The following is a 24,219-nucleotide window of genomic DNA, read 5'->3' as shown; positions in this document are numbered from 1 at the left end:
TTATCCTCGTAACATCCATAATCCCGCCGCGAATACGACTAAGAACACTAAAATCAATGTATCCTTCAGTTGCCACTTCAGCTGACGATAGCGTGTACGCCCTTCGCCACCTTTATAGCCACGTACTTCCATTGCGGTTGCTAAATCTTCGGCACGTTTAAACGCGCTGACAAATAGCGGCACTAATAACGGTACAACAGCTTTAATGCGGTCCTTTAACGAGCCGGCACTTAAATCCGAGCCACGCGCCATTTGTGCTTTCATAATTTTATCGGTTTCATCCATTAATGTTGGAATAAAGCGCAGTGCAATTGACATCATAAGTGCAAGTTCATGCACAGGAAACTTCACTTTCTTTAGCGGATTTAACAATACTTCTAAGCCGTCCGTAATCGAAATCGGTGATGTGGTTAATGTTAAAATTGTCGTCATAAATACGAGTACTAAAAAGCGTAGTGAAATAAAAATACCTTGGCGTAGCCCTTCTTCATACACCTTGACAAAACCTAGCTCAAATAATAAATCGCCTTCTTTTGTAAACAGGATATGAATTAAAAATGTAAAAATCATTAAAAACAGCACAGGCTTCAAGCCATTTATTAAAAAATATGGCTTAATGCGGCTCATTAAAATGACCACCAGTGTAAATGCGACAAGCAAGCCGTACGTAAGCGCGTTATTCGCAATGAATACAATAACGATAAATGCAAATACAAATAATAGTTTCGCGCGTGGATCTAGTTTGTGGACAAATGATTCACCCGGAATGAAGCGACCAAAAATCATCTTCTCCATCATAAGCGCTCACCTGCTTTCGTAATTGCTGCTAACTGCTTCGCAAATTGTTCCTCGGTCAGTGATAGTTCTGGAAACTTTTGTCCGATAAGTTGCTCAATTTTATGCTGGAAAGCGACTAACCGTGGCACTTCTAAACGATACTGTCGCAAACGTTCTACATCGCTAAATAGCGCTGTCGGTGTCCCTGATAATACACAACGTCCCTCATGCATAATAGCAATTTCGTCCGCATAACGTGCCGCATCTTCCATACTATGTGTCACTAAAATCGTCGTTAAGCCGCGCTCTTTATGCAGCGCATAAAACATATCCATTATTTCACGCTGTCCACGTGGGTCAAGCCCTGCTGTCGGCTCATCTAATACAATGACGTCAGGCTGCATCGCAAGCACCCCTGCAATCGCTACACGACGCATTTGCCCCCCGGACAGATCAAACGGTGACTTTTCTAATACGCTGTCTGGCAAGCCGACTAGCGTGATTAATTCACGTGCACGTTTTTCAGCTTGTTCTGCGCTTACACCGAAGTTCATAGGTCCGAACATAATATCTTTTAATACCGTTTCCTCAAATAATTGGTGTTCAGGAAACTGAAATACAATGCCGACCTTTTGACGTACTTCTTTTAAGTTCTTTTGCTTCTTTCCAGCCTCGATAACGCGGCTCCCAAGCACCACTTGGCCAGCAGTTGGACGTAATAACGCATTGAAATGCTGTAACACGGTCGATTTCCCCGAACCTGTATGTCCAATTATCGCCTGGTATGTGCCGGATGTAATCGCTAAATTCACATCGAATAATGCGCGCTTTTCAAATGGCGTGCCTTGCGCATAGGCATACGCTACTTGTTGAAGTTTGATGTCCATATATCATTCACCAGCTCTTCTTCTGTAAGATGTTGTCCTTGCAGTGCCACTCCGTTCTCTTGTAAGAGGCGTGACAGTTTATACGCGAATGGTAAGTCTAAGCCAAGCGCCGTCAACTCATCACCTAAAGCAAAAATTTGCTCAGGTGTTCCTTCCGCATGCTTCTTCCCATCATTCATAAATAATACGCGGTCTGCGAGCATTGCTTCTTCTAAATCATGCGTAATCGAAATAACCGTTAAGCCTGTTTCTTCACGTAGCTGCATGACCGTTTGTAATACTTCTTGGCGTCCTTGTGGATCAAGCATTGATGTTGATTCATCTAAGATCAGTAGTTTCGGACGTAATGCAAGCGCCCCTGCAATCGCTACACGTTGCTTTTGCCCACCGGATAGATGGTGAGGCTCATGGTCTAAAAAACCGTCCATACGTACTTGCTGAAGCGCCTCATGTACACGTCCAACCATTTCCTCAAAAGGTACGCCATTATTTTCAAGTGCAAATGCGACATCGTCTTGCACGGTTGCACCGACAAATTGATTATCAGGATTTTGGAATACCATGCCCATTTGTGAGCGCACATCCCATAAATTATGTTCCGTTAATACTTCTTGGTTAAAACGAATATCGCCCTCTGTTGGAACGAGTAAGCCATTCATCAATTTTGCCATTGTTGACTTCCCTGAGCCGTTATGCCCGACAATCGCAATCCATTCTCCTCGTTGAATCGAAAAGCTCACTGTATCGACTGCTTTACGCTTTTCAGGCTCATCAGGTGTATATGAAAATGACACTGCATTGAGTGATAAAATTTCTGCCATAACCGTTTGTCTCCTTTTCTCTTCTCATCTCTACTAGCTCAGCTCAAAACTGTTCTAAATACTAACTTACACTGTTTTCAACATGCATGCCACCCTTAAATACGATTGATGTCATTCTACAATATAAAAACGGATTACGGTTGTGCTGTAGGTGCTACGCCACATAGCGGATACGCTTCGCTTATGGCAAATACGATGTTCCTCTTTTACTTTTATCTGCTTATGCTCCTGTCGTACCTCGTCGCATAAAAACATCGCTAGCTTTTCTGAAGTTGATGCTTGTGTCGTCACACATCAGCCTATTTTTAGCACCAATGTATAAAAAAACACCCTTCTGTCAAACAGAAGAGTGTTTTGTCGTATGTAAGAATAAAAAAGCGCGCACCTCATTCAGAGAAATGCGCTTGTACATTTAGGAAGAACACGGCTGCTCAATTCCGTGTTCTAATTGAATGAGGTGCGAGAGCTAAACGAGACGCCACTGTATAAAACAGCCCGCTCATCATAACGCTCAGCTTAATTATTGTCGTATAAATCATTTGGCTTTGTGTAAAAAAAGAGGGTGCCGTTTTTAACCGGTGAACCGGGCTAGACGGACACCCTCACTACCACATATTTATGATTAAACTAATTCAATCACAACTACAGGTGCACCGTCACCACGGCGAGGACCTACTTTAAGAATACGAGTGTAACCACCTTGACGCTCTGCGTAACGTGGAGCTACATCATCAAATAATTTCTGAAGTGCGAAAACAGTGTTTTCGTTACCTTCAGCATCAGTTGTTGTAGTTAACTCACGACGAATGTAAGCAGCTGCTTGACGACGCGCGTGTAAGTCACCGCGTTTACCTAAAGTAATCATTTTTTCAACAGTAGAACGTAACTCTTTAGCGCGAGCTTCAGTAGTTTCGATGCGCTCGTTGATGATTAAGTCAGTAGTTAAATCACGTAATAAAGCTTTACGTTGAGAACTTGTACGACCAAGTTTTCTGTAACCCATGGAAATTTCCCTCCTTTAATACAAAATACTAAAAATATTTTAATATCGCTTAGTCTTCTTTGCGTAACCCTAAACCAAGCTCATCTAATTTCGCTTTTACTTCTTCTAAAGACTTGCGACCAAGGTTACGAACCTTCATCATGTCGTCTTCTGACTTGTCAGCTAACTCTTGTACCGTATTGATACCAGCGCGCTTTAAGCAGTTATAAGAACGAACAGAAAGATCTAGTTCTTCGATAGTCATCTCTAGAACGCGTTCTTTTTGATCTTCTTCTTTTTCGACCATGATTTCAGCAGTTTGTGCCTCATCCGTCATGCCTACGAAGATGTTTAAGTGCTCTGTTAAAATTTTCGCTCCAAGCGAAATCGCCTCTTTAGGACCGATGCTGCCATCTGTCCAAACATCAAGTGAAAGTTTGTCGTAGTCAGAGCTTTGTCCAACACGAGTATTTTCAACTTGGAAGTTGACGCGTGAAACTGGAGTGTAAATAGAGTCGATCGGGATAACGCCGATAGGAAGATCCTCACGCTTGTTTTGGTCAGCTGGAGTGTATCCACGTCCACGTTGCGCATACATACGCATACGTAAGTGTCCGTTTTTAGCAATTGTTGCGATATATAAATCTGGGTTTAAAATCTCTACATCAGAGTCATGAGTAATATCAGCAGCTGTTACAATGCCTTGCTCATCACCTTTAATATCGATCTCAATTAATTTCTCTTCATCAGAGTAAATTTTAAGTGCTAACTTTTTAACATTTAAAATAATTGAAGCGACATCTTCTACAACGCCTTCTACAGTTGAGAATTCGTGTAAAACGCCGTCAATTTGAATAGATGTTACTGCAGCACCAGGTAGAGAAGATAAAAGGATACGACGTAGTGAGTTCCCCAAAGTATTACCATAACCACGTTCAAGTGGCTCTACAACAAATTTACCATACTTGGAATCTTCGCTGATTTCAACCGTTTCAATCTTTGGTTTTTCAATTTCGATCATTCAATTTACCCTCCTTCAAAACATCGAATGTAATTAGGTGTATTACCATCATCTTTTTTAAAAACGCCCAGGGCCTGTTTGCATAAGACGGGAATTACCTAGAGTGAACTAGGAATACCTACTACACGCGACGACGTTTTGGCGGACGGCAACCGTTATGAGGAACTGGAGTAACGTCTTTGATAGCAGTTACTTCTAAACCAGCAGCTTGAAGTGCACGGATTGCAGCTTCACGACCTGCACCAGGACCTTTAACAGTTACTTCTAACGTTTTAAGACCATGCTCTAAAGAAGTTTTAGCAGCAGTCTCAGCAGCCATTTGTGCAGCGAATGGAGTAGATTTACGTGAACCACGGAAACCTAAAGCACCAGCTGATGACCAAGATACAGCGTTACCTTGCATATCTGTAATCGTTACGATTGTATTGTTAAATGTAGAACGGATGTGTGCAATACCAGATTCGATATTCTTTTTCACACGACGTTTACGAGTTTGTTGTTTACGTGCCATGTCTAACAGGGACCTCCTTTACTTAATTATTTTTTCTTGTTCGCTACAGTCTTACGAGGACCTTTACGCGTACGTGCGTTGTTCTTCGTATTTTGACCACGAACTGGTAAACCACGACGGTGACGGATACCACGGTTACATCCGATTTCCATTAAACGTTTAATGTTTAATGAAACTTCACGACGTAAGTCACCTTCTACTTTATATGAATCTAATTGTTCACGGATTAAGTTTAACTGATCTTCTGAAAGATCGCGTACACGAGTCTCTTCGTTAATACCAGCAGCTGCTAATACTTTTTGAGAAGTAGTTTTACCAATACCGTAGATGTAAGTTAATGAAATTACAACGCGTTTGTCGCGAGGAATATCAACACCAGCAATACGTGCCATATCGTTAGAGCACCTCCTTGTTTAATTATCCTTGTTTTTGTTTGTGTTTAGGATTTTCACAGATTACCATTACTTTACCGCGTCGGCGAATTACTTTACATTTTTCGCAGATCGGTTTAACAGATGGTCTTACTTTCATCTTAACCTAACCTCCTTATATTTCGGAGTGCAAAAGATTATTTAAAACGGTACGTGATACGACCGCGAGTTAAATCATAAGGAGATAACTCGATAGTAACCTTATCTCCAGGTAGGATACGGATAAAGTGCATACGAATCTTACCAGAAACGTGTGCTAACACTGTATGTCCGTTTTCTAATTCTACCTTAAACATCGCGTTTGGCAAAGTCTCAACAACTGTCCCTTCGACTTCAATTACATCGTCTTTCGCCATCAGACCTAGTCTCCCTTCTATATTTACATAATCAGGTTCTCATCTTTTCATCAAACGGCATATGATAAATCATATGTCTTGGATTGTATGAGAGATGTTTGAAAGACGCTCGTCTGGTTTCGCTTCACACAATCCACGGAAACTTTGATAGTCTCGGATGAGAATTTCATACCCGTTGTACAGATGCTTCCACGAAACCCATTATACCTTGTCAAAAGCCCATCTTCACGTAAAATGATTTCAAGAGCTCGCTCAAAGATATATACCGGGCACAATATGCTTTTGCAACTCTCAAATAATTATGTTTCGTTGTTGCTTCCGCATGCCTCCCGCGGAAGCAGTAATCTGCGCCCGGAGCCGGGTTATCAGCTGCGGCTGCCCTGTAAAAGAGCATCAAGGTCAGCAAATACTTTGTCAATATCTTGCTGTCCGTTAATATTTGATAACACACCTTTTGCTTGATAGAAATCAAGTAATGGTTGTGCTTGATTCATATTTACTTCCAGACGGTTCGAAACCGTTTCAGGATTATCATCAGCGCGTGTGTAAAGTTCGCCGCCGTCTTTATCACATTTTCCATCCTCTTTTGGAGGATTGAAAACAACATGATAAGATGTGCCACATACTTTACAAATACGACGACCAGATAATCGAGCAACTAGCTCGTCTTTTTCGACTTCAACATTGATCGTGTGTTCAATGCTTTTCCCTAGTTCTACAAGGATGCTATCTAAAGCTTCAGCTTGCGGAACTGTACGTGGGAAACCATCTAAAAGGAAGCCCTTCTCACAGTCAGCTTGGCTAAGGCGCTCGCGAACGATGCCGATCGTCACTTCATCAGGAACTAATTGTCCTTGATCCATAAACGATTTAGCCTTTAAGCCTAGTTCAGTGCCGTCTTTAATCGCTGCACGGAACATGTCGCCTGTAGAAATATGAGGGATTGCGTACTTCTCAATAATTTTATCAGCCTGTGTACCTTTACCAGCACCAGGAAGACCCATTAATACGATATTCATACGAAATTTGCCCCTCCAACAAAAAGTTTTGTTGCTAGTTAATAGGAAGCGATTTGCTTCCTAACAACCAGATTATTTCATGAATCCTTTATAGTGACGTTTCACTAATTGTGACTCTAATTGCTTCATCGTTTCAAGCGCTACACCAACAACAATCAGGATACTAGTACCACCGATTTGTACAGCTGCCGGTAAGTCCATCAACGCTGTGAACATTAAAGGTAGAATAGCAATTAACGCAAGGAAAATTGCACCTACAAACGTTAAACGGTAAAGGACTTTAGTTAAATACGTTTGTGTGTCATTGCCTGGGCGAATACCCGGAATGTACGCACCTTGTTTTTTCAAGTTGTCCGCCACATTTTCTGGATTCACCTGAATGAATGCATAGAAGTATGTGAACGCAATGATTAACACAACATAAATCGTCATACCAATTGGCTTCGTATAATCGAAGAAATTCGTAATATTCGTTGTAATGTCATTTTCACCAAAGAATAATGCGAGTGTTTGCGGTGTCATAATAAACGCTACTGCGAAGATTACCGGAATAACCCCTGCAGCATTTACTTTTAACGGTAAGTGCGTTTGTTGTCCAGCTGCAACACGCTCTGATGCATTACCAGCAACTCGTTTTGCATATTGAATTGGAATTTTACGTAACGCTTGCGTCACATAAATAACACCAACAACAACAGCTAAAAGTACTAACAATAACAATACAATAATCACAATGTTGATGAATAAAGCTTCACCAGCACCTTCAATTTGTTGTGCATATAACTGGTTTACCGCATTTGGTAAAGCAGCTACGATACCTCCGAAGATAATGATAGAAATACCATTACCAACACCCTTATCAGTGATTTGTTCAGCTAACCATAAAAGGAAAGCTGTACCCGCTGTAAGAACAATTGAAATTGTTAAGTATGTTATAATCCCCTCATCTTTGATCAATGTCCCGCCATACATTTGGTTGAAACCAAATGACATAGCAAATGATTGGATAAATGCTAATACGATTGTGAAGTAGCGAGTAAATTGAGCTAGCTTACGACGACCAACATCACCTTGCTTCGCCCACTCAGCAAACTTCGGTACAACATCCATTTGAAGGAGCTGTACAATAATTGAGGCCGTGATGTACGGCATTATCCCCATCGCGAAGATAGAGAAGTTTGCCAAAGCACCACCGCCGAACGTATTAATGAAACCAACGAGGTTGAACTCGTCAGTAGCTTTTAATACATCTGCGTCAACGTTTGGTACCGGGATGAAAGTCCCGATACGAAAAACGATTAACATTAATAATGTGAAGATGATTTTATTTCGTATATCTCGAACACGCATAAAGTTTGAGATTGTCTGAAACATTAGATCACCTCGATAGATCCGCCAGCGTTCTCAATTGCTTCTTTAGCTGAAGCTGAGAACTTGTGAGCTTTAACTGTAAGCTTTTTCGTAAGTTCCCCGTTACCAAGGATCTTGATTCCAGCTTTTTCATTGCTCACTACACCAGTTTCTAATAATAATGCAGCTGTTACTTCTGCACCATCTTCGAAACGGTTAAGTGTTTCAACGTTAACGATAGCGTATTCTTTACGGTTAACGTTAGTAAAACCACGTTTTGGTAAACGACGGAATAAAGGGTTTTGACCGCCTTCGAATCCTGGACGAACACCGCCGCCAGAACGTGAGTTTTGGCCTTTATGACCTCTACCAGATGTTTTACCGTTACCAGAACCGATACCACGACCAACACGGTTACGTACTTTACGTGAACCTTCTGCAGGTTTTAACTCATGAAGTTTCATTAGGTGGCACCTCCTTGTAATTTATGTGTAAAAATTTGAAATTAGATTTCTTTAACCGAAACTAAGTGAGCTACTTTAGTGATAGCGCCACGTACAGCAGCGTTATCAGCTTGCTCTACAGTTTGGTTTAATTTGCGTAAGCCAAGAGCTTCTACAGTTTTACGTTGACCCGGTTTAGAACCGATCACAGATTTAGTAAGGGTAATTTGTAATTTAGCCATTATAATTTCCCCCCCTTATCCTAATAACTCTTCCACTGATTTACCGCGTAGTTTTGCAACGTCCTCTGCGCGTTTTAATTCAGTTAAACCTGCTACAGTTGCACGCACCATGTTAATTGGTGTGTTAGAACCTAGAGATTTTGAAAGAATATCAGTAATACCAGCTAGTTCAAGTACGGCACGTACTGGACCACCAGCGATAACTCCTGTACCAGGAGCTGCAGGTTTAATTAAGATTGAACCTGCACCGAAGCGACCTTGCACTAAGTGTGGAGTAGTTCCACCCACGCGTGGTACTTCGATTAAGTTTTTCTTCGCGTCTTCAACTGCCTTGCGGATTGCATCTGGAACCTCTTGGGCTTTACCAGTACCAAAACCTACATGACCGTTTTTATCTCCAACAACAACTAATGCTGTGAAGCGGAAGCGACGACCACCTTTAACAACTTTAGCAACACGGTTAATTGTAACTACGCGTTCTTCAAGTTCTAATTTGCTTGCGTCAATGCGACTCATGAAGTATGTCCCTCCTTCTTATTAAAATTCTAAGCCGTTTTCACGTGCAGCTTCAGCTAAAGCTTTCACACGTCCATGATATAAGTAACCACCACGGTCAAATACCACAGTAGTAATATTTTTTTCAACAGCGCGTTTAGCGATGATTTCACCGATTTTTGCAGCTGCTTCTACGTTCGAACCAACACCCTCGAAACCTTTTTCTTGAGTATTAGCAGAAACTAAAGTTACGCCAGCCACGTCATCGATTAATTGTGCGTAGATGTTTTTGTTTGAACGGAATACGTTTAAACGTGGAACTGATGCAGTACCAGAAATCTTAGCACGAACACGCCCATGACGTTTCTTACGAACTTGATTTTTATCTTGTTTCGTAATCATAGAGGTCACTCCTTTTCTAGATTTTAATGCTTTTAGGCAGCATTATTTACCTGTTTTACCTTCTTTGCGACGTACGAATTCGCCTTCATAACGAATACCTTTACCTTTGTAAGGCTCTGGTGGACGTACATCACGGATGTTAGATGCTAAAGCACCAACACGCTCTTTAGAGATACCTTTAACGATGATCTTAGTGTTTGTAGGAACTTCTACTACTAAGCCAGCTTCAGGTTCGAACTCTACTGGGTGTGAGTAACCAACGTTTAATACAAGTTTAGTACCTTGTAATTGCGCACGGTAACCAACCCCGATAAGTTCTAATGAACGAGAGAAACCTTCAGAAACACCAGTAACCATGTTCGCTAAAAGCGCACGAGTTGTACCGTGGTTTGTGCGGTGTTCTTTAGATTCAGAAGGACGTACGATCGTGATGATGTTACCTTCTTGCTCGATTTTCATATCTTTATGGAATTGACGAGTTAATTCGCCTTTAGGTCCTTTTACAACAACAGTGTTGTTAGCAGCAACTTCAACAGTTACGCCTGCAGGAACCTCGATAAGTTTTTTACCTACACGTGACATTATGTGGCACCTCCATTCTTTTAATACTTTATTACCAAACGTATGCTACGATTTCTCCGCCAACTTGTTTAGCGCGAGCTTCTTTGTCTGTTAATAATCCTTGTGAAGTTGAAACTAAAGCAATACCTAAACCGTTAAGTACTTTAGGAACTTCGTTTGTTTTAGCGTATACACGTAAACCTGGTTTAGAGATACGTTTAAGGCCTGTAATAACGCGTTCGTTATCTTTACCATATTTTAAGAAGATACGGATGATACCTTGTTTATTATCTTCTACGTATTCTACGTCACGTACGAAACCTTCACGCTTTAAAATTTCAGCGATCTCTTTCTTGATGTTAGAAGCAGGAACTTCTAATTTCTCGTGACGAACCATGTTAGCGTTACGGATACGAGTAAGCATATCTGCAATCGGATCTGTCATTGTCATTGCGTTTTACCTCCTTCCCAAATTTAGGGGATTACCAGCTGGCTTTCTTTACGCCAGGAATTTGTCCCTTATATGCAAGTTCACGGAAACAAATACGGCAAAGCTTAAATTTACGGTATACAGAATGTGGACGACCACAGCGTTCACAACGTGTATATTCTTGAACTTTAAACTTTTGCGTGCGTTGTTGTTTAACGATCATTGATTTTTTAGCCACGTTTTTCGCCCTCCTTATTTAATTACTTCTGGAACGGCATACCGAACTGTGTTAATAACTCGCGAGCTTCTTCATCAGAATTCGCAGTAGTTACGATAACGATGTCCATACCGCGTACTTTCGAAACTTTGTCAAAATCGATTTCCGGGAAAATTAATTGCTCTTTTACACCTAGAGTGTAGTTACCGCGACCGTCGAATGATTTCTTAGAAACACCGCGGAAGTCACGTACACGTGGAAGTGAGATAGAGATTAATTTGTCTAGGAATTCGTACATACGCTCACCGCGTAATGTAACTTTAGCTCCGATTGGCATACCTTCACGTAAACGGAAACCTGCGATAGATTTTTTAGCTTTAGTTACAACTGGTTTTTGACCAGCGATGATTGTTAATTCTTCAACTGCTGCATCTAAAGATTTAGTGTTTTGAACAGCGTCACCAACACCCATGTTGATTACGATTTTGTCCACTTTAGGCAGTTGCATTACAGATTTATATTCGAACTTGCTCATTAGAGCAGGAGCTACTTCATTTAAATATTTTTCTTTTAGGCGGCTCATGTAGTTTACCTCCCTTCATATTTTACTTATTAGTCGATTACTACACCTGATTTTTTTGCAACACGAACTTTCTTGCCGTCTTCGATTTTATAACCTACGCGAGTCGGCTCGCCAGATTTAGGATCGATTAGCATTACGTTCGAAACATGGATTGCAGCTTCTTGAGATACAATTCCACCTTGTGGGTTTAATTGGCTAGGTTTATTGTGCTTTTTAACGATATTTACGCCTTCAACAAGAACGCGGTCTTGTTTTGGGAAAGCTGCTAAGATAACGCCTTCTTTGCCTTTATCCTTACCAGTAATTACTTTTACTTTGTCGCCCTTTTTAACATGCATTGTGTGTTGCACCTCCTTGATTGGTACTATCATGAATATTAAAGAACTTCTGGAGCTAAAGAAACGATTTTCATGAAGTTGCCATCACGTAATTCACGTGCAACTGGTCCGAAAATACGAGTTCCGCGTGGTGACTTATCATCTTTGATGATAACGCATGCGTTTTCGTCAAATTTGATATAAGTACCGTCTTTACGGCGAGCGCCAGACTTTGTGCGAACGATTACAGCTTTAACTACGTCGCCTTTCTTGACAACGCCACCTGGTGTTGCTTTCTTAACTGTAACAACAACGATATCACCGATGTTAGCAGTTTTACGTCCAGAACCACCAAGTACTTTGATTGTTAAAACTTCACGTGCACCTGAGTTGTCAGCAACTTTCATACGACTTTCTTGTTGGATCACTTAGGTTACCTCCCTTCGGAATTTAAATTTCCGAAATAGTTATTAAATAATAACCGCTTTTTCTACTACTTCCACTAAACGGAAGCGTTTAGTAGCTGATAGCGGGCGAGTTTCCATGATACGTACGATATCACCGATTTTCGCAGTGTTTAACTCATCATGAGCTTTAAACTTTTTCGAGTATTTTACACGTTTACCGTATAGCTTGTGCTTTTTGTGAGTTTCAACTAAAACAGTTACAGTTTTGTCCATTTTATCTGAAACAACACGGCCAGTGTAAACTTTGCGTTGGTTACGCTCAGTCATACCTAAAAACCTCCTTCTTTATCAGTTATTATGCACTGATTTCTCTTTCGCGAATCACAGTTTTCATACGCGCAATCGCTTTACGAACTTCGCGAATGCGAGCTGTGTTTTCTAATTGACCAGTCGCCAATTGGAAGCGAAGGTTGAAAAGCTCTTCTTTCAGTGATTTTACTTGTAATTCAATTTCAGAAGTGGCAAGGTCACGGATTTCATTAGCTTTCATTAGATTCACCACCAGTTTCTTGACGTTTTACGATCTTACATTTCACAGGAAGCTTGTGTGATGCTAAACGAAGTGCTTCACGTGCGATCTCTTCAGATACACCAGCAATTTCGAACATTACTTTTCCTGGTTTTACTACTGCTACCCAACCTTCAGGAGAACCTTTACCAGAACCCATGCGGACTTCTAGAGGTTTTTTCGTGTAAGGCTTGTGTGGGAAGATTTTAATCCAAACTTTACCGCCACGTTTCATGTAACGTGTCATTGCAATACGAGCAGACTCGATTTGACGGTTAGTAATCCATGATGCAGTTGTAGCTTGTAAGCCCCACTCACCAAAAGTTACTTCCTTGCCGCCTTTCGCTTCTCCACGCATGTTACCACGGTGTTCACGACGATATTTTACGCGTTTAGGTAATAACATCTTATTTGCCTCCTTCCACAGACTTCTTAACTGGAAGGACTTCACCACGATAAATCCATACTTTAACGCCTAACTTACCATAAGTAGTGTCAGCTTCAGCGTGTGCATAATCAATGTCAGCACGTAAAGTATGAAGTGGAACAGTTCCTTCACTATAGTGTTCAGCACGAGCGATGTCCGCTCCGCCTAAACGACCAGATACTTGAGTTTTAATACCTTTAGCACCAGCGCGGATTGTGCGTTGGATTGCTTGTTTTTGAGCACGGCGGAATGATACGCGGTTCTCAAGTTGACGAGCGATATTTTCAGCTACTAATTTAGCGTCTAAATCTGCACGTTTAATTTCAACGATGTTGATGTGTACACGCTTGCCAGTTAAGTCAGATAAGAATTTACGTAAGTTTTCTACTTCCGTACCGCCCTTACCGATTACCATACCTGGTTTCGCAGTGTGGATTGTAATGTTTACACGATTAGCTGCGCGTTCGATTTCTACTTTAGAAACTGAAGCGTCTTTTAAGTTCTTTTCGATATGGTTACGAACCTTGATATCTTCATGTAAAAGAGTTGCATAGTCCTTTTCAGCGTACCATTTTGACTCCCAGTCACGAATGACACCAACACGTAAGCCTATTGGATGTACCTTTTGACCCACGGATTATCCCTCCTTCTGTTCAGATACCACTAATGTAATGTGGCTAGTGCGTTTGTTAATTGCCGATGCACGACCTTGTGCACGCGGACGGAAACGTTTTAATGTTGGACCTTCGTCAACAAAAACTTCAGATACAACTAAGTTGTTAATATCTAAGTCATAGTTATGCTCAGCGTTAGCAACTGCAGATTTTAATACTTTCTCAACGACTGGAGACGCCGCTTTTGGAGTGTGACGTAAAATTGCAACTGCCTCACCAACTTGCTTACCACGAATTAAGTCAACTACTAGGCGGACTTTACGAGGAGCAATGCGTACTGTGCGAGCGATAGCTTTAGCTTGTGTCATTAGGATTTACCTCCTCTCAAAATTAGCGTCTTGTTTTCTTGTCGTCTGCACCGTGGCCTTTGTAAGTACGAGTTGGTGCGAATTCACCAAGCTTGTGACCTACCATGTCTTCCGTTACGTATACAGGAACGTGTTTACGTCCGTCATATACTGCGATTGTTAAACCGATGAAGTTCGGGAAGATTGTAGAACGGCGAGACCAAGTTTTGATAACCTGTTTTTTCTCAGAAGCCTCTTGTACCTCAACTTTTTTCATTAAGTGAGTATCGACAAAAGGACCTTTCTTTAAGCTGCGACCCATTTAGGAACCTCCCTCCGTGATTCCACCACGGCTCTCAAATAGAACCGTAGTTCAATCACATTATTTTTTACGTCCGCGAATAATAAATTTCGATGATTTATTTTTCTTTTTACGTGTTTTATAACCAAGAGCTGGTTTGCCCCATGGTGTCATTGGAGATTTACGTCCGATTGGAGAACGTCCTTCACCACCACCGTGTGGGTGATCGTTAGGGTTCATTACAGAACCACGTACAGTTGGGCGTTTACCTAACCAACGAGAACGACCTGCTTTACCGATGTTGATAAGTTCGTGTTGCTCGTTACCAACTTGACCGATTGTAGCACGGCAAGAAGCTAAGATTAAGCGAACTTCACCAGATTGTAGACGTACGATAACGTATTTGCCTTCACGACCTAATACTTGTGCTGATGTACCAGCAGAACGTACTAATTGTCCACCTTTACCAGGTTTCATTTCGATGTTATGGATTGTAGTACCCATTGGAATGTTTGCTAATGGTAAAGCGTTACCTACTTTAATGTCTGCTTCTGGACCAGATACGATCGTTTGACCTACTTCTAATCCTTTAGGAGCTAAGATATAACGTTTTTCACCGTCAGCGTAGTTGATTAATGCGATATTCGCAGAGCGGTTTGGATCATACTCGATTGTAGCAACTTTACCTGGGATACCATCTTTAAGACGTTTGAAGTCGATGATACGGTATTGCTTCTTATGACCACCACCGTGATGACGAACAGTAATTTTACCCTGGTTGTTACGACCAGCTTTGCGAGTTTTTGGAGCTAATAAAGACTTTTGTGGTTTATTAGTTGTGATCTCAGCAAAGTCAGATGACGTCATGTTACGACGGCCATTTGTGGTTGGTTTATACTTTTTAATCGCCATGGTTTTTCCCTCCTTCTTGAATGTTCATTTCTTATTTAAATAAGAATTACATTTCGAATAATTCGATTTCTTTTGATTCAGCAGTTAATGTAACAATCGCTTTACGGCGTTTGTTAGTTAAACCTGTGTAACGGCCAACGCGTTTCTTTTTACCTTTGTAGTTCATTACGTTTACGTTTGCAACTGAAACTTCAAAGATTTCTTCGATAGCGTTTTTCACCTGAGTTTTTGTAGCGCGAGTATCTACTTCAAAAGTATATTTTTTCTCTGCTAATAGTTCAGAAGAACGCTCAGTAATGACCGGACGTTTGATAATATCACGTGCTTCCATTATCCAAGCACCTCCTCAACTTTTTCTACTGCAGCTTTAGTGAATACTACTGTATCGTGACCTACTAAGTCTAATACGTTGATTCCTGTAGCTGATACTACTGTAACGCCTTGGATGTTGTTTGCAGATTTAACTACGTTCTCATCTAATTCAGCAGTTACGAATAATGCTTTTTTCTCGATAGATAATGCTTTAAGCACTTCTACGAAAGCTTTAGTTTTTGGTGCTTCGAATGTTAAAGCATCTAAAACTACTAATTTTTGTTCTAACACTTTAGCTGATAAAGCTGACTTAATAGCTAAGCGACGAACTTTCTTTGGTAATTTGTAAGCGTAGCTACGTGGAGTAGGACCGAATACAATACCACCACCACGCCATTGTGGAGAGCGGATCGAACCTTGACGAGCACGACCAGTTCCTTTTTGACGCCATGGCTTACGACCACCACCAGCAACTTCAGAACGGTTTTTAACTTTGTGGTTACCTTGACGTAGAGAAGCGCGTTGAGCGATTACTGCGTCGAATAATACAGCTTCGTTTGGCTCGATTCCGAAAATCGCATCGTTTAATTCGATTTCGCCTACTGAAGCACCTGTTTGACTAAGTACTGAAACCTTTGTCATTCCTGTTTCCTCCTTTCTTTAAGAGAATTATTTAGATTTAATAGCAGTTTTAACTGTTACTAATGCTTTTTTAGAACCAGGAACATTACCTTTAACTAATAGTAAGTTGCGTTCAACGTCAACCTTGATGATTTCAAGGTTTTGGATTGTTACAACTGTACCACCCATTTGACCAGGTAATTTCTTTTGTTTGAATACACGGTTTGGAGCAACAGGACCCATTGAACCTGGGCGACGGTGGTAACGAGAACCGTGGGCCATAGGACCACGAGATTGACCATGACGTTTAATAACACCTTGGAAACCTTTACCTTTTGTTACACCTGTTACATCTACTACTTCGCCTTCTGCGAAGATTTCTACCTTGACTTCTTGACCAACTTCGTACTCAGCAACATTAACGTTGTTGAATTCACGAATGAAGCGCTTAGGAGCAGTGTTTGCTTTTGCTACGTGACCTTGTTCTGGTTTGTTAGATAACTTAACGCGTTTGTCTTCGAAACCAACTTGGATCGCTTCGTAACCATCAGTATCAACAGTTTTCTTTTGTAAAACTACGTTTGGAGTAGCTTCGATAACTGTTACTGGGATTAAGTCGCCGTTTTCAGCGAACACTTGAGTCATACCGATTTTTCTACCTAAGATTCCTTTAGCCATTTGTCACACCTCCTGTAAATTTTAGAAATATTTATTGTGTTTTTACCATTAAAGTTTGATTTCGATGTCAACGCCTGATGGTAAATCAAGTTTCATTAACGCATCAACAGTTTGTGGTGTTGGGTTAACGATGTCGATTAAACGTTTGTGTGTGCGCATTTCGAATTGCTCACGAGAATCTTTGTACTTGTGAACGGCACGTAAGATTGTATAAACTGATCTTTCAGTTGGTAACGGGATTGGACCTGATACACTAGCACCTGAACGTTTTGCAGTTTCTACGATCTTTTCAGCAGACTGATCTAAAATACGGTGATCATATGCTTTTAAACGGATACGAATCTTTTGTTTTGCCATAATTTTCCCTCCTTCTCGCCTATTTACTAGACATTCTCCACGAAAATTCTCCGATACATCCGCCATGGCAAAGCGGCCGGGTGTGTCAGCAACCTCTCGCTTCATCGCAGTCAAAGACCAACATTCAACATTATATACAATAAAAAAAGAATGTGCAATAGGTTTTGCAAAATTCTTTTCAAAAAATGTTGTGAGCTGTCTAACAGTGATTATATAACGCTCTTTTTGAGCCGTTTTCTAGTATATAAGAGTCCGCAACGTAAATCAACTGTAAAGCTAACAATCTTATATAAATAAAATTTTCTGACTTCTACATGTAGCGAAAAGAGCTACGAAAATTCGTAGCTCCCTACTACATATATGTTAGATGTATGCACTAGCCTGCATGTTCCTGTTGTTACAACGCTTGATGAATAATACTTTTATAGTAACGAATCGATAACCACGTGAATAGCGCATACATCAGTATATATAATCCCATCGTAATGAAAAGTGGCGCTATCAATTCTGAACCGAATAAAAACCAGCCAGATTTAACGGCAAAATAGCTATGCAACAATCCAATTAATAATGGAATCCCAAAATTGAATGCTTGCTTGACGTATACGCCACGTAAAATCTCTTGTTGTGAAAAACCAACTTTACGTAAAATTGTGTACGCACTCTTTTCTTCATCCGCTTCCGCCATTTGCTTAAAGTATAAGATGCTTCCGGTTGCCATCAAAAAGGCTAAACCAATAAATGCTGAAATAAAGATTGTTAAACCGACAAACACTAAATTAGAAGCACGTGTCTCTTCATATGTTTCTTGTAAAAATAAGTTTTCAACAAGCTCACCTTTATAATCATATGTCATATAACGTACTTCATTTGTTTTCGTTTCATGAAATAGTGCTGTTGCCTGTGCTAAATCTTCTGCTGCAACGTCGATTAAATATTGTGTTGTAATCGATGAGTACGCGGTGTGCGTTTCATCGACCATCTCTATCTGCTGGAACATAGCATCTGACACAACAAATGCTGGTCCACCGTCTGATACAGGTACAACTGCGATGGGCACATCTAATACGTCCTTTAATAAAAAGCGATTGCCGGCATCACCTGCTGAAAGGTTCACATACGAGCCTTCCTTCATCGGTATCACTTCCGATAACATACTCGCATAGTTCACAACGAATACTTCATCATCTTGTACATGATAAGAAGGATATAGTTGCTGTACATCGGATAATTTAAAAATTGAGATAGCGACTTCCCCTTCATTAAGTGGCGTATTTAATAGACTTACTTCGATTAAATCTTGCCAGCGTACAGATGTGTATTTTACATCAAATACTTTTGCATCCACTTCGATGCCTGCTTGCTTTAACGTGTCAATAAACGTTTCGCCTTGTTCATTTACCGCAACAATCGCTGCCGGTGATAAACGCTCCGCTTTTGCATCTACCGAATAATATGAAATATATGCAAGTGTCGTCATTGCTAATGACACCGCTGTTAATACTGTAATAAGCGTTAATGATTTTGCATTTCCTTTCATGCGGTGCATAATCGGTGTAAATGCGACCACATCGACTAATCGTAAATGCCCCTTCTTTTGTAAACGCAACACATTCATTAAAAAGGCAACGGAAAAACGAAATACTAAGAATGTTCCACCAATCGTTAGCGCTAAAATCGCCACCATCATTAGCATTAAATATTGCATGTTCGGTGTCGTAAATAATTGTGTACTTAAATAATAACCTGACGTAATCGCTACTAATCCAATTGCACCGATTATCATTTGTACCCAGCTAAAACGCTTTACGTGTTCTTCAGCTTGCTGATTCGCTTGGAATAATGATAACAATGTTGTGCGATAAATAATCAACGCTGTTTGCATGACAATGATAACGAGTAGCACCGTAAATACCAGCGCTGTTTGCTGTAATGCTTCTATACTAAACGTCATCATCACAAGTGCATCTTGTTCAAGCATATTCATTAAAATCATCGCAAATAAACGAGACGTTACAAAACCAATTCCCATACCTGTAATCACAGCTAACGTAAATAATAGCGCGTTTTCAAGTGCAACGATGCGTACAATCATCGTTTTTGTCATACCAATTAATTGATATAGCCCTAACTCCTTACTGCGACGCTTCATAAATAAATGATTCGCATACAACACGAAAAATAACACGATAAAATATAGTAAATATGTTGCTGCACCAAAACCAGCTGTCGCACTACCACTTGCTTTTGTTGCCGTTAACACTTCGGGGTTGTACTGAAGCGTTGTAAACGAAAAATATAACGTGACGCTAAAAATAAGCGCAAAGAAATATAAATAGTAATGCTTTATATTTTTGCGCATACTTTTAAACGCAAGTTGGCTAAGCTTCATAGCCATCACCGCCTAAAACGCTTTGCGTGTGTAAAATTTGCTGAAAGAAATCTTTACGCGTACTTTGTCCCTTATAGAGTTCCGTATAAATTTGACCGTCTTGTAAAAACAGCACACGCGAACAAAAGCTTGCGGCAACCGCATCATGTGTCACCATCATAATTGTCGCTTGTTGCATTTCGTTAATACGCGCTAAATTATCAAGCAACGCTGTGGCAGACTTCGAGTCAAGTGCACCCGTTGGCTCGTCTGCAAATACAAGCGATGGCTTTGAAATTAATGCGCGCGCAACCGACGTACGCTGTTTTTGCCCACCTGATATTTCATTCGGGTATTTCGCGACAATATCTTCAATCCCCAATATTTGAATCAATTCTTTATAACGTGCCTCTGCTGCTGCCTTTGGTATTTTGCTCACAGACAACGGCAGTAAAATATTTTCCTTCACCGTCAATGTATCTAATAAATTATAGTCTTGAAAAATAAAGCCAAGCTCTTCGCGACGAAACTTTGCTAATTGGCGTTCCTTCATGCCTTGTAGCTTCTGCCCATTAATTTCTACGATTCCTTCTGTTACCGTATCAATCGAACATAGTACATTTAGCAATGTTGTTTTCCCTGAACCAGATGCGCCCATAATGCCCACAAACTCACCTTTATCTACTTCTACATCAATGCCCTTTAACACTTCTTGCGCTAAAGCACGCTTACCATATGTTTTTCGCACTTTGCGCGCGATTAATATACTCATGTTTCCGCACTCCTTCGTTATTGCTTTCTTCTATTGTAGAATGAAATCCATTTCTTTTCGTGCGCTTTACATAACAAAAACACTCGCTAAGTGACAAAGTCGTCACATACCGAGTGTTTTCACATAATCATTTGCTTGTTGGAATGTTAGCGTTACCGTTGTTCCTTCATATTGTACAGAGGCAATCGTAATGTCAATATGTAAAGCTGTCGCTGCTTGTTTCGCTAAATATAGCCCCATGCCGGTTGCTGCTTTTGTTTCTCGACCAATCGTTCCTGTATAGGATTTACGAAACACACGTGGTAAGTCTGCTGGCGCAATACCACACCCTGTATCTGTCACTGTTAATTGCGTTATATTGTTATGCTGGTGAACATGAATCTGTATATTGGCGCCTACTTCACTATACTTGACGGCATTGGATAAAATTTGACGCATAATAAAGCCGAGCCACTTTGCATCGCTAATGACAACAACATCGGCAACGTCTACGTCAATCGCAAGTTGCTTTTCAAAGCACCACGTTCGCAACGCTTTAATTTCTTCTATAATGATAGGTTGTAACGGAATCGGCTCTAAACGATTATCTTGTGCAATCGTTTGTATACGCGTTGCGTGTAGCTGACGGTCTAATAGTAAATATAAACGGAGCCATTCTTTTTCAGCCTGTTCTCTTGTTTTCACATCTAGCTTATCGTGTACTAATTTTAGCGCAGTCATCGGTGACTTCATATCATGCACCCACGCCAACAATTCATCCTTTTGTTCAAGTAATTGTCGCGACTGCTCTTCTTTTTCATCCCGTAATGCTTGCAGCTGTTCTTCACACGATTGCGCTACCATTTCTACATAGTCGCGCCCTTTTTTATCATACGCTGTTAGACGATGGCGGTCTTTTACATATATTATTAGTACACATATAGTCATGATACTAAGCCAGAGTATATTAATATACAGTAGTGATACGGAAGCAAAGCCACGATCAACCGTCAATACAATGTTTAAACAGATGTGCCACGCCATTAATAAGATGAGCCATATTCGATATTGGCGCAAAAATAGCCGAATCATTGTATCACCGCCATATACCCTAACCCTTTTTTCGTTTGAATAACATTGACTAAGCCAAGTTCCTCTAGTTTTTGGCGCAAGCGATTCACATTTACCGTTAATGTATTGTCATTGACAAAACGCTCATCATCCCATAGTTTTCGCATTAGTTCATCACGGTTCACAATTTGCCCTTTTTGTTGAACGAGTATTTTTAAAATGAACAATTCATTTTTCGTCAGTTCGATTTGCTTTTGCTCAAACTGAATAATCGCACGGTCATACTGAATAACTGCCCCACACCATGTCTGTATATTTTGCGGTACTTCTTGATAGTCATATGTACGACGCAATAACGCTTGTACTTTCGCAACTAATACATCCATATGAAATGGCTTTTGCACAAAGTCATCCGCACCCATCTGCATTGCCATAACCATATCCATTGGGTGGTCACGCGATGATAAAAATAAAATCGGCACTTGTGACTGCTGCCGTATTTCACGACACCAATGAAACCCATCATATACCGGTAATTGAATATCGATCATGACAAGTTGCGGTGTTTCTGCCTCATACGTTTGCATGACTGCACGAAAATCACTCGGCCCTACGACTTCAATCATCCATTGGCTAAAACGCTCTTGTATTAATGAAAAAATCGATGCATCATCTTCGATTAACATCACTTTCATATTATGTACCTCCTATTAGCTATGTACGAACGACTTTAAAACTTTGCTATACTTGTATTATAGCACCGTACATAAAGGAGCATGATTATATGGACATTCGACAATTAGAATATTTTGTAGAAGTAGCGAAGCAGCTTAGTTTTACAAAAGCTGCGGCAGTACTTCACGTATCACAACCTTCTATTAGTAAAACGATTCAACAAATCGAAGCGGAATTAGGTGTTCCTCTTTTCTATCGTTCCTCTAAACAACTCGAACTGACCGATGCAGGACAAGCTGTACTCGTCAACGCACTACAAGTACTCAGCGCGTTTAAAAATATGCGCTCGGAGCTAAGCGATTTAATGGATTTAAAAAAAGGACGTATTCGTATCGGTATTCCACCCATCATCGGTGCAGAATTTTTTTCAAAGCTCATTAGTGTCTATAAAGAACAACATCCATACGTTGAGATTTTATTATCTGAAGTCGGTACAAAGCGAATCCGCCAAGATATCGAGGCAGGCGAGTTAGATGTCGGTCTCGTGTGTAGCATTCATTCTACAAATGAAAACTTGCAAGTCATTCCATTTTTAAAAGACCCTTTACAACTCATTGTGCATGACAGTCACCCACTTGCACAGCAATCTTCAATTACAATGGCACAACTACAACATGAAACATTTATTATGTACCGCAAAGATTTCGTCTTATATGATCGCATTATTGAAGAATGTACAAAGAACGGATTTTTCCCAACGATTGCTTGCGAAACAACACAAAAAGATTTATTTATTGAGCTTGTCCATGCAAAAGTAGGCATTGCGCTACTACCGGCTAAAATCGCCGCTAAAATCCCATACCCAGATATTAAACGGATTTCATTTGAACAACAGCCTGTTCGACTAGAGCTCGGCATCACATGGAAAACGAATAAGTACTTACCGTTTGCCGTACGCGAATTTATTGAGCTTGCGAAAAATTTATATTAAATAGCTTACAGTTTCTGTGCAAATTGCTGTAGCTGTGTAGACATTTGTTCAATATGATTCATCAGCTGGGAAACTTCGCTAACGGCTTTTTCTTGCGTATCACCAATTGTCGATACGTGCGCAATTAAATTCGTCATTTCAGCAATATTATTTTCAAGCGCGGCAATGACCTGATAAATCTCCTTCGTGCTAGTTGCAGACTCTTGTGAAAAACGTTGAATTTCTTTTGCAACAACGCCAAATCCACGACCATGCTCACCGGCACGTGCTGCTTCAATCGACGCATTTAAACCGAGCAAGTTTGTTTGGCTCGCCATATGTTCAATGACATGCAACATTTTATTACTTTTAGCAATGCTCGTCGTTGCATATGTCGATTGCTCGTTTAATAAAGACGTCATTTTCGTTAAGCTTGTAGCACCGGTTGAAACAGCTTGCATTTGTTGTGATACTTGTTCAATCGCTTGCTCAAGCGTAATAGACATATCAATCAGCTCTCGTTGTTTTCGTGCTTGTACAGCGATTCCGCCAATTACTTCTCCACGTTCATTATGTAGCGGTGTCGCCGTCCCAACAAATTCAAACCCATAAAATTCAGCAGGTACAGTCGCTTCTAACCGTTTATTCGTACGTAATGCTACCATTAACGGCTCTTCCGCTTGTAATCGTTGCCCACGTTGAATACGTAAATTAATATCACGCCCTGGCATATAGGTTAAAAACTGCTGTGTATCACAAATTGCAATCGATAAATCTGTCGGTGTTGCCTCTTTAAAAATCCTTACCATCTGTATAAAGCTTGTTAAAGATGAAATTGTATTCATATTGCCCTCCACATTTTCTGAATTGCCCTCATTATAACAATTTATTCCCATAGAAAGTTTGTCATTCTGCCAATAGATAATAAAGTGGGACAAACCTAGAAGAAAACTAAAAAGAAGTTAGGACAAAAAGAAATATCCTTCAGCAAC

Annotated in this window: 38 protein-coding genes; 1 reads left to right on the top strand and 37 read right to left on the bottom strand. The window is 40.5% G+C overall.

Annotated features, from left to right (window positions below):
• From A6M13_RS03265 to A6M13_RS03090, 36 genes are all read right to left on the bottom strand, one after another.
• A complete protein-coding gene (locus tag A6M13_RS03265; protein WP_066542824.1) occupies positions 1–798 on the bottom strand; it encodes an energy-coupling factor transporter transmembrane component T family protein in 798 nt (265 codons plus the stop codon).
• Positions 795–1,664, bottom strand: coding sequence for an energy-coupling factor ABC transporter ATP-binding protein (locus A6M13_RS03260; protein ID WP_066542823.1), 870 nt, complete (start codon positions 1,662–1,664; stop codon positions 795–797). The genes A6M13_RS03265 and A6M13_RS03260 overlap by 4 nt, the downstream gene beginning before the upstream one ends.
• Positions 1,640–2,485, bottom strand: a complete 846-nt coding sequence (locus A6M13_RS03255; protein ID WP_066542822.1) for an energy-coupling factor ABC transporter ATP-binding protein — start codon at positions 2,483–2,485, stop codon at positions 1,640–1,642. The genes A6M13_RS03260 and A6M13_RS03255 overlap by 25 nt, the downstream gene beginning before the upstream one ends.
• A 622-nt stretch (positions 2,486–3,107) precedes the next feature.
• Positions 3,108–3,488, bottom strand: a complete 381-nt coding sequence (gene rplQ, locus A6M13_RS03250; protein WP_066542821.1) for a 50S ribosomal protein L17 — start codon at positions 3,486–3,488, stop codon at positions 3,108–3,110.
• 49 nt (positions 3,489–3,537) lie between these two features.
• Complete coding sequence (locus A6M13_RS03245; protein WP_066462986.1) at positions 3,538–4,488, bottom strand: DNA-directed RNA polymerase subunit alpha; 951 nt, start codon at positions 4,486–4,488, stop codon at positions 3,538–3,540.
• 121 nt (positions 4,489–4,609) lie between these two features.
• Positions 4,610–4,999 (bottom strand): 30S ribosomal protein S11, encoded by a 390-nt coding sequence (gene rpsK, locus A6M13_RS03240; RefSeq protein WP_004233731.1) that lies wholly within the window; start codon positions 4,997–4,999, stop codon positions 4,610–4,612.
• A 26-nt stretch (positions 5,000–5,025) separates the two neighbouring features.
• Entirely contained in the window at positions 5,026–5,391 is a 366-nt protein-coding gene (gene rpsM / locus A6M13_RS03235; RefSeq protein WP_066542820.1) for a 30S ribosomal protein S13, read from the bottom strand.
• A gap of 25 nt (positions 5,392–5,416) precedes the next feature.
• The gene (rpmJ, locus tag A6M13_RS03230; RefSeq protein WP_000868344.1) at positions 5,417–5,530 is read right to left on the bottom strand and encodes a 50S ribosomal protein L36; all 114 of its coding nucleotides are present in this window, start codon (positions 5,528–5,530) and stop codon (positions 5,417–5,419) included.
• A 37-nt stretch (positions 5,531–5,567) separates the two neighbouring features.
• The gene (gene infA / locus A6M13_RS03225; RefSeq protein ID WP_016839390.1) at positions 5,568–5,786 is read right to left on the bottom strand and encodes a translation initiation factor IF-1; all 219 of its coding nucleotides are present in this window, start codon (positions 5,784–5,786) and stop codon (positions 5,568–5,570) included.
• A gap of 365 nt (positions 5,787–6,151) precedes the next feature.
• A complete protein-coding gene (locus A6M13_RS03220) occupies positions 6,152–6,805 on the bottom strand; it encodes an adenylate kinase (protein WP_066542819.1) in 654 nt (217 codons plus the stop codon).
• A 72-nt stretch (positions 6,806–6,877) separates the two neighbouring features.
• Positions 6,878–8,179 carry a preprotein translocase subunit SecY gene (gene secY / locus A6M13_RS03215; RefSeq protein ID WP_066542818.1) on the bottom strand — a complete coding sequence of 434 codons (1,302 nt, stop codon included), beginning with the start codon at positions 8,177–8,179 and terminating at the stop codon, positions 6,878–6,880.
• Positions 8,179–8,619 carry a 50S ribosomal protein L15 gene (gene rplO, locus A6M13_RS03210; protein ID WP_066542817.1) on the bottom strand — a complete coding sequence of 147 codons (441 nt, stop codon included), beginning with the start codon at positions 8,617–8,619 and terminating at the stop codon, positions 8,179–8,181. Before rplO ends, secY begins: the two co-directional genes overlap by 1 nt.
• A gap of 41 nt (positions 8,620–8,660) precedes the next feature.
• On the bottom strand, positions 8,661–8,843 hold the full coding sequence (gene rpmD / locus A6M13_RS03205; RefSeq protein WP_211270288.1) for a 50S ribosomal protein L30: 183 nt from the start codon (positions 8,841–8,843) through the stop codon (positions 8,661–8,663).
• Between the two features lie 12 nt (positions 8,844–8,855).
• Positions 8,856–9,356 carry a 30S ribosomal protein S5 gene (gene rpsE / locus A6M13_RS03200; protein ID WP_066462955.1) on the bottom strand — a complete coding sequence of 167 codons (501 nt, stop codon included), beginning with the start codon at positions 9,354–9,356 and terminating at the stop codon, positions 8,856–8,858.
• A gap of 21 nt (positions 9,357–9,377) precedes the next feature.
• A complete protein-coding gene (gene rplR / locus A6M13_RS03195; RefSeq protein ID WP_066542815.1) occupies positions 9,378–9,737 on the bottom strand; it encodes a 50S ribosomal protein L18 in 360 nt (119 codons plus the stop codon).
• Positions 9,738–9,779: 42 nt separating this feature from the next.
• Complete coding sequence (gene rplF / locus A6M13_RS03190) at positions 9,780–10,319, bottom strand: 50S ribosomal protein L6 (RefSeq protein WP_066542814.1); 540 nt, start codon at positions 10,317–10,319, stop codon at positions 9,780–9,782.
• Between the two features lie 31 nt (positions 10,320–10,350).
• Positions 10,351–10,749: a 30S ribosomal protein S8 gene (rpsH, locus tag A6M13_RS03185; protein ID WP_066462946.1), complete on the bottom strand. Its 399-nt coding sequence runs from the start codon at positions 10,747–10,749 to the stop codon at positions 10,351–10,353.
• Positions 10,750–10,780: 31 nt separating this feature from the next.
• The gene (rpsN, locus tag A6M13_RS03180; RefSeq protein WP_008406949.1) at positions 10,781–10,966 is read right to left on the bottom strand and encodes a 30S ribosomal protein S14; all 186 of its coding nucleotides are present in this window, start codon (positions 10,964–10,966) and stop codon (positions 10,781–10,783) included.
• Between the two features lie 22 nt (positions 10,967–10,988).
• Entirely contained in the window at positions 10,989–11,528 is a 540-nt protein-coding gene (gene rplE, locus A6M13_RS03175; RefSeq protein WP_066542813.1) for a 50S ribosomal protein L5, read from the bottom strand.
• A 29-nt stretch (positions 11,529–11,557) separates the two neighbouring features.
• A complete protein-coding gene (gene rplX / locus A6M13_RS03170) occupies positions 11,558–11,866 on the bottom strand; it encodes a 50S ribosomal protein L24 (protein ID WP_066542812.1) in 309 nt (102 codons plus the stop codon).
• A 38-nt stretch (positions 11,867–11,904) separates the two neighbouring features.
• The gene (gene rplN / locus A6M13_RS03165) at positions 11,905–12,273 is read right to left on the bottom strand and encodes a 50S ribosomal protein L14 (protein ID WP_066542811.1); all 369 of its coding nucleotides are present in this window, start codon (positions 12,271–12,273) and stop codon (positions 11,905–11,907) included.
• Between the two features lie 42 nt (positions 12,274–12,315).
• Positions 12,316–12,579, bottom strand: coding sequence for a 30S ribosomal protein S17 (rpsQ, locus tag A6M13_RS03160; RefSeq protein WP_053596062.1), 264 nt, complete (start codon positions 12,577–12,579; stop codon positions 12,316–12,318).
• Between the two features lie 28 nt (positions 12,580–12,607).
• On the bottom strand, positions 12,608–12,802 hold the full coding sequence (gene rpmC / locus A6M13_RS03155) for a 50S ribosomal protein L29 (RefSeq protein WP_066462940.1): 195 nt from the start codon (positions 12,800–12,802) through the stop codon (positions 12,608–12,610).
• Positions 12,792–13,226, bottom strand: coding sequence for a 50S ribosomal protein L16 (gene rplP, locus A6M13_RS03150; protein WP_066542810.1), 435 nt, complete (start codon positions 13,224–13,226; stop codon positions 12,792–12,794). The genes rpmC and rplP overlap by 11 nt, the downstream gene beginning before the upstream one ends.
• Before the next feature lies 1 nt (position 13,227).
• Positions 13,228–13,881, bottom strand: a complete 654-nt coding sequence (rpsC, locus tag A6M13_RS03145) for a 30S ribosomal protein S3 (RefSeq protein WP_066542809.1) — start codon at positions 13,879–13,881, stop codon at positions 13,228–13,230.
• Positions 13,882–13,884: 3 nt separating this feature from the next.
• Positions 13,885–14,229, bottom strand: a complete 345-nt coding sequence (gene rplV, locus A6M13_RS03140; RefSeq protein ID WP_066542808.1) for a 50S ribosomal protein L22 — start codon at positions 14,227–14,229, stop codon at positions 13,885–13,887.
• 22 nt (positions 14,230–14,251) lie between these two features.
• Complete coding sequence (rpsS, locus tag A6M13_RS03135; protein ID WP_066542807.1) at positions 14,252–14,530, bottom strand: 30S ribosomal protein S19; 279 nt, start codon at positions 14,528–14,530, stop codon at positions 14,252–14,254.
• Between the two features lie 60 nt (positions 14,531–14,590).
• Positions 14,591–15,421, bottom strand: coding sequence for a 50S ribosomal protein L2 (rplB, locus tag A6M13_RS03130; RefSeq protein WP_066542806.1), 831 nt, complete (start codon positions 15,419–15,421; stop codon positions 14,591–14,593).
• A 46-nt stretch (positions 15,422–15,467) separates the two neighbouring features.
• Positions 15,468–15,752 (bottom strand): 50S ribosomal protein L23, encoded by a 285-nt coding sequence (rplW, locus tag A6M13_RS03125; RefSeq protein WP_066542805.1) that lies wholly within the window; start codon positions 15,750–15,752, stop codon positions 15,468–15,470.
• Complete coding sequence (gene rplD / locus A6M13_RS03120) at positions 15,752–16,375, bottom strand: 50S ribosomal protein L4 (RefSeq protein ID WP_066542804.1); 624 nt, start codon at positions 16,373–16,375, stop codon at positions 15,752–15,754. The genes rplW and rplD overlap by 1 nt, the downstream gene beginning before the upstream one ends.
• A 27-nt stretch (positions 16,376–16,402) precedes the next feature.
• Positions 16,403–17,032 carry a 50S ribosomal protein L3 gene (gene rplC / locus A6M13_RS03115; protein WP_066542803.1) on the bottom strand — a complete coding sequence of 210 codons (630 nt, stop codon included), beginning with the start codon at positions 17,030–17,032 and terminating at the stop codon, positions 16,403–16,405.
• Positions 17,033–17,080: 48 nt separating this feature from the next.
• The gene (gene rpsJ, locus A6M13_RS03110) at positions 17,081–17,389 is read right to left on the bottom strand and encodes a 30S ribosomal protein S10 (RefSeq protein WP_042478628.1); all 309 of its coding nucleotides are present in this window, start codon (positions 17,387–17,389) and stop codon (positions 17,081–17,083) included.
• Between the two features lie 397 nt (positions 17,390–17,786).
• Entirely contained in the window at positions 17,787–19,781 is a 1,995-nt protein-coding gene (locus A6M13_RS03105) for an FtsX-like permease family protein (protein ID WP_066542802.1), read from the bottom strand.
• A complete protein-coding gene (locus A6M13_RS03100; protein WP_066542801.1) occupies positions 19,771–20,532 on the bottom strand; it encodes an ABC transporter ATP-binding protein in 762 nt (253 codons plus the stop codon). Before A6M13_RS03100 ends, A6M13_RS03105 begins: the two co-directional genes overlap by 11 nt.
• A 102-nt stretch (positions 20,533–20,634) precedes the next feature.
• Positions 20,635–21,603, bottom strand: a complete 969-nt coding sequence (locus A6M13_RS03095) for a sensor histidine kinase (RefSeq protein WP_066542800.1) — start codon at positions 21,601–21,603, stop codon at positions 20,635–20,637.
• Positions 21,600–22,277: a response regulator transcription factor gene (locus A6M13_RS03090; protein ID WP_066542799.1), complete on the bottom strand. Its 678-nt coding sequence runs from the start codon at positions 22,275–22,277 to the stop codon at positions 21,600–21,602. Before A6M13_RS03090 ends, A6M13_RS03095 begins: the two co-directional genes overlap by 4 nt.
• An 89-nt stretch (positions 22,278–22,366) precedes the next feature.
• Here A6M13_RS03090 and A6M13_RS03085 point away from each other — a divergent pair, with 89 nt between their 5' ends.
• Complete coding sequence (locus A6M13_RS03085; protein ID WP_066542798.1) at positions 22,367–23,248, top strand: LysR substrate-binding domain-containing protein; 882 nt, start codon at positions 22,367–22,369, stop codon at positions 23,246–23,248.
• Positions 23,249–23,253: 5 nt separating this feature from the next.
• Here A6M13_RS03085 and A6M13_RS03080 read toward each other — a convergent pair whose 3' ends face one another.
• On the bottom strand, positions 23,254–24,072 hold the full coding sequence (locus A6M13_RS03080) for a methyl-accepting chemotaxis protein (protein WP_066542797.1): 819 nt from the start codon (positions 24,070–24,072) through the stop codon (positions 23,254–23,256).
• Positions 24,073–24,219 lie beyond the last annotated feature (147 nt).

The organism is Caryophanon tenue (assembly GCF_001700315.1).
GTDB classification, from domain to species: Bacteria; Bacillota; Bacilli; order Bacillales_A; family Planococcaceae; genus Caryophanon; species Caryophanon tenue.
The sequence above is the reverse complement of the archived record's forward strand: the minus strand, read 5'-3'. Positions and strand labels throughout refer to the sequence as shown.